Genomic DNA, 10,212 nt, shown 5'->3' with positions numbered 1-10,212 from the left:
CCCCCATTGAGAACCATCGCCAAGCAAACGAATAAACTGATCACGATCATCAGGCGTGGTGATAAGCAGGATCTCACGGATACCAGACAGCATCAAAATGGCCAACGGGTAATAGATCATTGGCTTATCATAAACCGGCATCAACTGCTTACTCACCGACCTGGTCAACGGATACAGTCTGGTTCCCGAACCTCCGGCCAAAATTATTCCTTTCATGTAAACACCCTTTTCATAAGTAATCACGTGTTGTTTCCCTTGCAGAAAACTGTTCTCTATGCTTTAAAATAGCTGACATTTAATAATATGCAAATTCACGATTAATTTCCATTCTTATATACTCAAAACATGACCACACTTAAAAACGATCAAAGTAAAGATACTGGTCTCGCTATCACCTTAATTTTTCTGCTAATTTGCTGGATCACTAAGAATTACAATTTTGTTCCTGCTGCCATCGCTACTTTGATTCTTACAATGACGATCCCTCAGGTTTTCACCTACCCAGCTCGTTTCTGGTTTGGATTATCTCACTATATGGGGGAATTTGTCTCTAAAATTCTTTTGACCATCGTGTTCTTCATACTGGTAATCCCGATGGGTTTTTTTCGAAAACTATCTGGCAAGGACCCAATGAATCTAAAAAAATGGCGTTCTGGAAGCGATTCTGTATTTATTACCCGAGACTCAAAGGTCACCGCCACAGACCTGGAGAAACCTTTTTGAATTGGTTGATTGGTTAACTGGTTGATTGATTGATTGGTTGGTTGAAGAGGCGATCTGCCGTGCAGCAGGCAACTTCCCCCCACCCTAACCCTCCCCCGCGTGGGAGAGGGGACTTGGTTCAGTGGTGTTAGCAAGTATGAGTAACTTGTAGGTTGGGTAGAGCCCTGCGAAACCCAACAAATTTTGAGGATGAATAGGTAAAAAAATATTGCGCACTACCGACATACAAACCAAAACAGTCCGTGTGTTTTCGTGTGGTTTCGTGGCAAAAAAACAGTTACCAATAGCGTCTGTGTGGGTCCGTGGCAAAAAAAACAGTTTGCAGTTACAATAACACTTAATTCAAGGACATAAAAATGGATTTCTTAAAAGATCTCTGGGAGTTCATGAAAGTCAGAAAAAAATTCTGGCTGCTTCCAATAATCATCGTCTTACTCACCTTTGGCGCACTCATTGTTTTCACGAGCGGTTCTGCCATAGCACCCTTTGTATACACCCTGTTCTAGGCCACTAAATGTCGATATCAATTCTTGGCATCTCTGCCTACTATCACGACAGCGCTGCCGTTTTGCTACAAGATGGCGAAATTATTGCTGCTGTCCATGAGGAGCGGTTTACCCGCAAAAAGCATGATCAGAGTTTCCCGACCAACGCGGTTACCTACGTACTCAAAGAGGCAGGACTCAAGGTGTCAGAGCTTGATGCCATCGCCTTTTACGATAAGCCCCTTCTGAAATTTGAAAGACTGCTCGAAACCTACCATGCCTTTGCGCCCTCCGGGCTCAAATCATTTCTATCGGCAATGCCTGTCTGGATAAAAGAAAAACTGTTCATGAAGAAAATGCTCTGGGACGAACTTGCAGAAATTGAAGGCGGGTCAGTAAAGCCAAGGCCAGCGCTTCTCTTCCCTGAGCACCATCTCTCTCACGCCGCCAGCGCCTTTTACCCATCACCGTTTGATGAAGCAGCAATCTTAACCATTGATGGTGTCGGCGAATGGGCGACAACTACAATATGCCATGGCAAAGGCAAAGAGATCACAATTCTTAAAGAACTTCCCTTTCCTCACTCGCTTGGCCTGCTCTACTCGGCATTCACCTACTACCTTGGGTTCAAGGTAAACAGCGGCGAGTACAAACTTATGGGACTGGCTCCTTATGGCAACCAGGAAGGCACACAAGTTCAGCGATTCAAAGAATTAATAATTAACAATCTTATCGATATTCGGGAAGACGGCAGCATCTTGCTAGACATGGACTATTTTGACTATGCCACGGGATTAAAAATGTGCCATAACGACAAATGGCACAAACTGTTTGGCCTACCTAAGCGCGAATCCGAATCTGAGTTTTCTCAAGATTATATGGATATGGCCATGGCCATCCAGCTGGTTACCGAAGAAATTGTCATACAACTCGCCAAAACTGCACTTTCGCTCACCGGCAGCAATAATCTGGTCATGGCTGGCGGTGTCGCTTTAAACTGCGTGGCCAACGGCAAACTCCTGCGGGAGAAAATCTGCAATCTTTGGATACAGCCTGCCGCAGGTGATGCAGGAGGCGCACTCGGGGCTGCCTATGCCGCCCACCACATCTGGAAGGGCCAGGCACGCACGGCAAATAAGGATGGAAGTGATAAAATGAAGGGCAGCTATCTGGGCCCTGAGTTTTCGGAAATTGATGCCGCTCGACTTTGCCGAAAGTACAGCGCTAAAAGCACCTATTTTGATGACTTTTATCAACTGGCCCAAAAGACAGCAAAGCTACTTGCCGATGGTCAAATTGTCGGCTGGTGCCAAGGGCGTCTTGAGTGGGGGCCACGCTCTCTTGGAGGCAGAAGTATCTTGGGCGACCCGCGTCACCCAGAGATGCAAAAACGTCTTAATCTGAAAATCAAATATCGTGAAGGTTTTAGACCCTTTGCGCCTTCAGTTCTTGCTGAAGATGCCAGTGACTATTTTAAAATTGAAGGCAGCTCCCCCTACATGCTCCTGGTTGCACCTGTTAACGAAGACCGCCGTAAAGAGACCCCGGCAGATTATGACAGCAAAGAGATGTATGAACGTTTGTACCATTTACGATCTGATATTCCAGCCATCACCCATGTTGATTTTTCGGCTCGCATCCAAACAGTGCACAAAGAGACCAACCCGCGTTACTGGCATCTGATCAACGCCTTTAAAGAACAAACAGGGTACGGACTAGTTGTAAACACCAGTTTCAATGTGCGCGGCGAACCCATCGTCTGCACCCCGGAAGATGCCTATCAATGCTTCATGCGCACGGAAATGGATCATCTGGTAGTCGGCAACTATCTCTTCAGCAAAACTGAGCAACCCAAGTGGCAGGAAAAAGATAACTGGCGCGATAAATACGAACTTGATTAGGTTTGGAGATCAGTTGATTGGTTGATTTGGTTTACTGGTTTAGTGGTTCAATAAGATGATTATAAAATCCCCCTCAATCCCCCTTTTCAAAGGGGGAAGCTAATGATACCCACTTTGTAAAGGGGGAAGCTAATGATCCCCCACTTTGTAAAGGGGGGCCAGGGGGGATTTCCTGCTACGCTCTGGCATAAAGATGTTAGCAAGGATTGCCCCGCCATTATTCTTACGATACACTGAACAGGTACGAATGCATCACAAAAGAGGTGCTCACATGCAAACAGTTACCACATCAACACACACGCTAATCTGCGGCTGTGGAATCCTTGGTCTGACAGTCGCCAGAGAACTGGTTTCTCGCGGCTATGAAGATATTGTTATTCTTGAAAAAGAATCTTCTGTCGGCAAACACGCCTCAGGCAGGAACAGCGGCATACTTCATGCCGGCATCTATTACACTCCGGAAACAGCCAAAGCCAAACACTGTCTTGATGGTAATTTCCGTATGCGCAAATACTGCGAAGAACACGACCTGCCACTTTTCAAATCAGGGAAAGTTGTAGTCACAACCTCAGTCGACCAGCATGAGGCTTTGCATGAACTCCACAAACGGGCCCAACAAAATGGCGCCAAGGTTGAACTAATCGATAAAAAGCAACTCGCAGAGATAGAGCCAAATGCCAAGACCACAGACCAAGCCCTCTTCTCCCACTACACCGCAACAGTGGACCCGAAGAAAATATTGGCTTGTTTAGAGAATGAACTGATCAGTTCAGGTAAGATAAAGATACTTTTCAACACTGCCTACCAAAATACAAATACAAGAAACGAAGCTATTACCAGCCAAGGTACCATTTCTTATAAACAGTTGATCAATGTTGCCGGATCATACAGCGACAAGGTCGCCCATACCTTCGGAATCGGCTTAAACTATAAACTGATCCCATTTAAAGGTGTTTACCGCCAGCTAAAACCACACAAACGATCAATGGTGAATGGCAACATATACCCCGTACCCAATATAAAAAATCCATTTCTCGGCGTTCATTTCAGTAAAAGTGTCACCGGAGACGTTTATCTGGGGCCTACAGCCATTCCAGCTTTTGGAAGGGAAAACTATGGGATACTCAAGGGTCTCGACAGTGAAAGCTTTGAAATTATGCTGCGGGACCTGGCTCTTTTCTTCCAAAACAAAAAATTCAGGGCCATCGCTCTGGAAGAACCAAAGAAATATATTTTCAAATATTTCTTTAACGACGCTAAAAAGTTAGTCAAAGAGCTCTCTCCTGAGGACATCATGCAATGCCCAAAAGTCGGCATACGCCCTCAACTGATAAACCTTGACACTAAAGAACTGGTCATGGATTTTCTCATTGAAAAAGGCGAAAACAGCCTTCACGTTCTCAACTCTATCTCGCCAGCCTTTACCAGTTCCATGTCATTTGCAAAACTCATTGCCGATCGACTTGAGGATTAATCAACAAAGCCCCACAAACAAAACCAATTTTCCGTGTTTTCCAGTGTGGTTTCGTGGCAAATAAGAAACGAATGATCAGGAGAATTTCCGACAGACAAAGACTGATTGGATTAACCCGCCAAATCCACTATGGCAATAAATGCTCACATCAAAATAGTCGTTTAATTCATCAACAAAATCAGTACCAAATTCATAGAAAACCAGGTAATCGTTTTTCCCCTCACCATAATCCCCATGATATGAGCGTGATTTATGATGAACAACTTGCCCATTTGCATCAATTGCAGCACGAACAACTGTTTTTCTGTCATCCAAAAACGGTACTGTAAAAACAAAGGTGCCATCATCTTTCAGAACCCGTGTAATCTCCTCAAATGCTTTCGGATAATTCGGCACATGCTCAAGCACATCAGAAGTCACCACAACATCGAAAAATCCATCCTCATAGCTCAATGCCATTAAATCTTCTGATGGTGTAGCCGGATCAGTCGAACCATACTCCGAATAAAAAAGCCCTGGGCATTTAGTTAAATACGTATGCAGAATTCCGCAATTATTTATTTCGGCAATTTTCATATCCTGCAGGTCTTGCGAGGCTACAAAATCCTTCACAAACTGAAAATTACGAGCAAATTTCAGATTAACTACCTCAAGCAACGCTTTGCCCATGTTTATATTGCGAATCGTTGCTCCACATTTTTTACAACTACACCCTTCCCTGTAATTAAAATATCTGCGCTGCAGCACAGATATTCCCCAATCAGCAGCTAAATCATCGCAAATTGCCTCAGAGACATAGCTTGGCACAAACACCTCCCCGCACACTGAGCAAAGATGTTCAAAGCCAAACAGAGTAATACAATTTTTCCTCTTCTCGTCATACATTGAATGACACCTGATCCATTGTGTAAATTTTCGTTAAGGAACACAATCAAAATAACTTTACCTTTATGTGTATAGCCTTTAACTTAAGGAGATGCTGAATTACATAAAAAAATTATTCTCTTATAAAAAAACCATCTCTCTAGCCGTTTTATACGTAGAGTATGATGCTGAAAACAATACCACCACGCATAACATCTTCGCAACTCTCACATCCTACCTGGGCACTATTAAAAACTGCAAAATCACCTATTTCAGAGTTGACAATAAACATGAAGGCGGCGGGATTAAGCAAGTTAACGCAAATACTTACACGGTCGGGGGCGACAATACCTTCAGGGAATTTTCCGGCTGGCAAAAAGGTCTTGAGGCACTAAACAAACTCAAAATCCCCTGTGACGTTGTCTTAATAACCAATGAGATGTTCCTGAAGCCAGGCCCATCTTTTTTACAGGATTACTCAAGCGCAGAAATCCTCCAGCACTCCGTAGACGACAAAAAAGTTATCGGCCGCATCGATTGTGCCCAGAAGCAGTTCCGGCTTTTTGGTTATGATGTTTCATCCTGGATTTGCACCAACTGTTTTTTTGTCCCCAAACATGCCCTGGACAGTTTAACTAACTTCGTATTGCTTGGTGAAAATATTTCATCAATATTAAAAGATAGTTATGCCCAGGAACATGTACTTGCCTCTCTGGAAATTACATCCCCAGGCCCTTTCAAAATCAACATACCACTACCGCCTGGCCCTGTAGACCTACGAATAAAGCCAGACAAGTTTTTTCTTTCCTCGAGCGGGGTACCATATAGTTTTATTTGCAAATCCTTAAACCTCAATAACCAACCATTTCCAGATGCCAAAATCATAAGAGGTATAAATGAATTTGAGGGGGAGAATTGGGTTGGTCAAGCTGCGGTCCTTGAAACACCTGAAACAACCGCACCTGAAAACAGTCTTTTACTGGAGGGCTTCATTCCCCTTGAAATTTTTAAAAATAAATACGAGAATCAACTTGCAATAACAATCTATAACGACTCTTGCCTTTATCAAAAAAATGCGCAGATTAATAGCGCATATAAACGATGGCTGATTGAGTGGTTAACGGAAAGATGGCACAGTAAATTTGAAATCAGCCAAAACACCTGGGATATCTTCAAGACTAAATCAGCAGCAATACTAAATGAATCGCTACTTACTGCAAAATTAGCTGAATTAGGCTATAAACCTGATTCATATGGAGACAAGCAGTATTACTAACTTTACCCCTATGATTTGTGACTAAAACAGAGGTCGATAATGCAATTATCAATAAAACCAACTAAGATTGACGCCGTAAAAATTATTGAACCTGAGGTGTTTCAAGATGACCGAGGCTTTTTCATGGAGGTCTTTCGGGCAGATCAATTTAAAGAGCTTGGCTTACCCGAAAAGTTCGTTCAACTTAACCACTCAGGCTCTGAAAGGAATGTAGTTCGAGGCTTGCACTTCCAATGGGAACCTCCTATGGGCAAATTGATGCGAGTAACCAGAGGAACAGCTTTTCTCGTTGCTGTAGATATTCGAAAAGGCTCCCCAACTCTTGGCCAATGGGTTGGAGTTGAAGCCTCTGCTGAAAACCGCCTGCAGTTTTGGGCCCCGGCCTCATTTGCCAGAGGTTTTTGCGTCCTTTCGGAGTTTGCAGAAATTCAGTACATGACAACCGGAACCTACAACGGCAAATGCGAATCCGGCATATTATGGAATGATCCTGAAATTGGCATTGAATGGCCAGTGACAACGCCAATTCTCTCAGGCAAAGACACCAAGGCCCAAACCTTGGCTGAATGGCTCAAGACAGAAGATTCAAATAACTTTAAATACGACAAATAAATAATACATTTATGCCGACCTCCTTAAACTCCTTTTTTGTCCGTGTGAGTCTGTGTGGGTCTGTGGCAAATACAAGCAGTTAAGTAGTAGGGTGCAATACAGTTACTAATTCACAATTAACTTTGTTTAGAAGAAAACAACGAAAAAGGAACCTGTCATGAAAATACTTATCGCTGGCGGCGCCGGCTATATTGGCTCGATGCTCACCCCGAAACTTTTAGATCGCGGCTACGATGTCGACATTCTTGACCTACTCTGGTTTGGTAACCATCTGCCCAAACAAGCCAACATCATTCAAAAGAACATTTTTGATGTAACAGAAGACGACCTGAAAGGGTATGATCAGGTCATCTTTCTAGCAGGTCTATCAAATGATCCAATGGCTGAATTCTCTCCGGCCCAAAACTTTATCGATAATGCTTCCTCACCTTCATACTTGGCATATATCGCCAAAAGGGCCGGGGTAAAACGTTATATATATGGCAGTTCCTGTTCGGTCTATGGCTACACTGTCGATGAACTGTTTGATGAAACCAGACCGACCATTTCCAATTACCCTTATGGTATTTCTAAACTTCAGGGCGAGTTCGGCGCCCTCAAACAAAGTGATGATAAATTCTCAGTGATTGCACTGCGCCAGGGGACAGTCTGTGGGTACAGCCCTAGGATGCGCCTGGATCTAGTTATTAACACCATGTTCAAATTTGCTATGACAGAGGGTACACTCACGGTAAACAACCCCGCTATCTGGCGACCAATTCTTGACATTCGTGATGCAGTTACCGCTTATGTCCGCGCCATAGAGGCCCATGAAGATATCTCAGGAATCTTCAATGTTGCATCAGGAAACTACACCGTTGGTGAGATTGGAGACTCAGTACAGGAAGGCTTAAAACAATTCCTCAACGTATCAACGAAAGTAACTATTAATCACGTTCAGGATTTCAGGAACTACAAAGTCAGTATTAAAAAAGCAAACGAAGTAATTAGCTTTAAGCCCCGTTATTCAATTTTAGATACTGTGAAAAGCCTTGCAGATAACCTAGAAAAATTCAAAGATTTTGACAACCAGGTGTACTATAACATTCGCACATTCAAAGCCATGAACCATGAGTAGCGCACTTAATAATTTGTCGATTAGTTGAGTGGAGATTGGTTAAATAACAGAAAGCTTGCCTTTAAATTTTATCCACTGAGTCGACAGAAGAGGTTCGAGTGTTTCTCTACTTACACGGCTAGCAAGTTAGCATGGACGATATGTGTGATATGATATCGTCCCTTGAGTCTTTTGAGATGTTAATGCATACTCCGAGTATACATCTTAAAGAGGAGGTTACAATGAAAGCTACGGTGGTTGATCTAAGATATAAAATGAATGATGTGCTCAAAGCTTTGGACAGGAATGAGAAAGTGACCATCTTCTATCGTGGGAAAGTCAAAGGGATTTTGGTCCCAACTGAAGAGAAGAAACATCTTAAGATTGAAAAACATCCATTTTTCGGAATGTTATCACAAGATACGACGCAATCTGTGGCAGATATAATGAGAGAACTGAGAAGGCCTCGATACGATGATATTTGACACAGATATTTTTATCTGGGCCCAGCGAGGTAACGAAAAGGCAGCCAAACTATTTGAAAAAGAAGAAGAAAAATACCTGTCAGTCCAGACTTACATGGAGTTGTTACAGAATGCCAAAAAAATAAAACACAGCATAAATACACAAAAAATTTCCTAACTGATTTTGGCTTTATTGTGCTACCTCTAACTGAAAATATTGGCCATCGTGCTTCAATCTACGTTGAGGAGTATACCTTGTCATCAAGCCTTAGATCTGGTGATGCCATCATAGCCGCCACAGCAGTCGAAAACAATATGCCCCTCGCCTCAGGCAACGTAAAACATTTCAGAGCAATAAAAGAACTACAACTTAAAGCATTTAAGCCTTGAACGTAGGAAAAGTTACTGAAAATGAAATAAACGGTTAATTGGTTGATTGTTTAATTGGTTGATTGGTTAACTTGTTGATTTGTTAACTTGGTGGGTTGACTGGTCGCAAAAGTTGGTAGGTTGGGTTGAGGAACGAAACCCAACATCTCCTAACCTTGTAAACGCCACCAAGTTCCGTTTTACACAACATATAGCATAGGTGCCGGAAAGAAATATCGGGCAAGAATAAGCCTATATTTGTTGGGTTTCGCAGAACTCAACCCAACCTACACTCTGAAAATGAAATAAACGGTTAATTGGTTGATTGGTATATTCGATGATTAGTTTGAGAAAATAGTTCCATGCCACCACTAAAAAACAATAAGTTTTCCGTGTGGTTTCGTGGCTAATAAAAAAGGTTAATTGGTTATTTTGTTGATTGGTTGATTGGTCAGTTGGTAGGTTGGGTTGAGGAACGAAACCCAACACTCTAAAAACAATAAATTTTCCGTGTGGTTCCGTGGCAAAAAAAAGCAGTAAGCAGTTTAAACAAAGTCGTCTGTGGTTAAACTTGATTGAAGGATAGAATATGAAAATAGCTGTTATTGGCGCCAACGGCCAACTTGGCATTGATGTTTGTCAGGCATTTAAAAATAATAATGACGAAGTTATCAAGCTGAATCATGACATTTTCGACATTACTGACTCGAAAGCCGTCACCGAAAAGCTACATACCATTCACCCCGACCTCGTAATCAACACCGCCGCCATGCATAATGTGGAGGCCTGTGAAGAAAACCCTGCACAAGCATTTGCCGTTAACGGCATAGGAGCCAGAAACCTGGCCATAGCCTCGAAAACCATGGGCTTCACACTTTTTCACATCAGTACCGATTACGTTTTTGATGGCAATAAAAATTCTCCTTACCTGGAGTCCGACAGTCCCCG

The 10,212-nt window shown here is 42.8% G+C and carries 11 protein-coding genes and 1 pseudogene; 10 read left to right on the top strand and 2 right to left on the bottom strand.

Annotation, left to right across the window (positions count from 1 at the left end; genetic code table 11):
* Window positions 1–216, bottom strand: a 216-nt coding sequence (locus HQK80_13220) for an NTP transferase domain-containing protein (GenBank protein MBF0223162.1), incomplete at its 3' end; no start/stop codon positions are given.
* A 129-nt stretch (window positions 217–345) separates the two neighbouring features.
* On the opposite strand from HQK80_13220, the gene HQK80_13215 reads away from it, so the two are divergent.
* The 4 genes from HQK80_13215 (at window position 346) to lhgO (ending at window position 4,583) form a co-directional block, all read left to right on the top strand.
* A complete protein-coding gene (locus HQK80_13215) occupies window positions 346–723 on the top strand; it encodes a hypothetical protein (protein ID MBF0223161.1) in 378 nt (125 codons plus the stop codon).
* Between the two features lie 356 nt (window positions 724–1,079).
* Entirely contained in the window at window positions 1,080–1,229 is a 150-nt protein-coding gene (locus HQK80_13210; protein ID MBF0223160.1) for a hypothetical protein, read from the top strand.
* Window positions 1,230–1,237: 8 nt separating this feature from the next.
* Window positions 1,238–3,109: a carbamoyltransferase gene (locus HQK80_13205; GenBank protein MBF0223159.1), complete on the top strand. Its 1,872-nt coding sequence runs from the start codon at window positions 1,238–1,240 to the stop codon at window positions 3,107–3,109.
* A gap of 271 nt (window positions 3,110–3,380) precedes the next feature.
* Entirely contained in the window at window positions 3,381–4,583 is a 1,203-nt protein-coding gene (gene lhgO / locus HQK80_13200) for an L-2-hydroxyglutarate oxidase (protein MBF0223158.1), read from the top strand.
* A gap of 75 nt (window positions 4,584–4,658) precedes the next feature.
* Here lhgO and HQK80_13195 read toward each other — a convergent pair whose 3' ends face one another.
* On the bottom strand, window positions 4,659–5,468 hold the full coding sequence (locus HQK80_13195; protein MBF0223157.1) for a class I SAM-dependent methyltransferase: 810 nt from the start codon (window positions 5,466–5,468) through the stop codon (window positions 4,659–4,661).
* Window positions 5,469–5,559: 91 nt separating this feature from the next.
* Between HQK80_13195 and HQK80_13190 the strand changes: the two genes are divergently transcribed.
* The 6 genes and pseudogenes from HQK80_13190 to HQK80_13165 all read left to right on the top strand — a co-directional run.
* Entirely contained in the window at window positions 5,560–6,723 is a 1,164-nt protein-coding gene (locus tag HQK80_13190) for a hypothetical protein (protein ID MBF0223156.1), read from the top strand.
* Window positions 6,724–6,762: 39 nt separating this feature from the next.
* The gene (gene rfbC, locus HQK80_13185) at window positions 6,763–7,335 is read left to right on the top strand and encodes a dTDP-4-dehydrorhamnose 3,5-epimerase (protein MBF0223155.1); all 573 of its coding nucleotides are present in this window, start codon (window positions 6,763–6,765) and stop codon (window positions 7,333–7,335) included.
* Between the two features lie 157 nt (window positions 7,336–7,492).
* Complete coding sequence (locus HQK80_13180) at window positions 7,493–8,452, top strand: SDR family oxidoreductase (protein ID MBF0223154.1); 960 nt, start codon at window positions 7,493–7,495, stop codon at window positions 8,450–8,452.
* A 221-nt stretch (window positions 8,453–8,673) separates the two neighbouring features.
* Entirely contained in the window at window positions 8,674–8,916 is a 243-nt protein-coding gene (locus HQK80_13175) for a type II toxin-antitoxin system Phd/YefM family antitoxin (protein ID MBF0223153.1), read from the top strand.
* A pseudogene (locus tag HQK80_13170) lies at window positions 8,906–9,285 on the top strand (type II toxin-antitoxin system VapC family toxin). Before HQK80_13175 ends, HQK80_13170 begins: the two are co-directional and overlap by 11 nt.
* Window positions 9,286–9,853: 568 nt before the next feature.
* Window positions 9,854–10,212, top strand: a 359-nt coding sequence (locus HQK80_13165) for a sugar nucleotide-binding protein (protein MBF0223152.1), incomplete at its 3' end; no start/stop codon positions are given.

It is taken from the genome of Desulfobulbaceae bacterium (genome assembly GCA_015231515.1).
Taxonomy (GTDB): Bacteria; Desulfobacterota; Desulfobulbia; order Desulfobulbales; family VMSU01; genus JADGBM01.
This window is presented reverse-complemented; position numbering and strand designations above follow the sequence as displayed.

Coding starts and splice junctions, on each gene's coding strand:
- HQK80_13215 (MBF0223161.1), top strand. CDS start 346: ATGACCACACTTAAAAACGATCAAAGTAAAGATACTGGTCTCGCTATC.
- HQK80_13210 (MBF0223160.1), top strand. CDS start 1,080: ATGGATTTCTTAAAAGATCTCTGGGAGTTCATGAAAGTCAGAAAAAAA.
- HQK80_13205 (MBF0223159.1), top strand. CDS start 1,238: ATGTCGATATCAATTCTTGGCATCTCTGCCTACTATCACGACAGCGCT.
- lhgO (MBF0223158.1), top strand. CDS start 3,381: ATGCAAACAGTTACCACATCAACACACACGCTAATCTGCGGCTGTGGA.
- HQK80_13195 (MBF0223157.1), bottom strand. CDS start 5,468: ATGTATGACGAGAAGAGGAAAAATTGTATTACTCTGTTTGGCTTTGAA.
- HQK80_13190 (MBF0223156.1), top strand. CDS start 5,560: ATGCTGAATTACATAAAAAAATTATTCTCTTATAAAAAAACCATCTCT.
- rfbC (MBF0223155.1), top strand. CDS start 6,763: ATGCAATTATCAATAAAACCAACTAAGATTGACGCCGTAAAAATTATT.
- HQK80_13180 (MBF0223154.1), top strand. CDS start 7,493: ATGAAAATACTTATCGCTGGCGGCGCCGGCTATATTGGCTCGATGCTC.
- HQK80_13175 (MBF0223153.1), top strand. CDS start 8,674: ATGAAAGCTACGGTGGTTGATCTAAGATATAAAATGAATGATGTGCTC.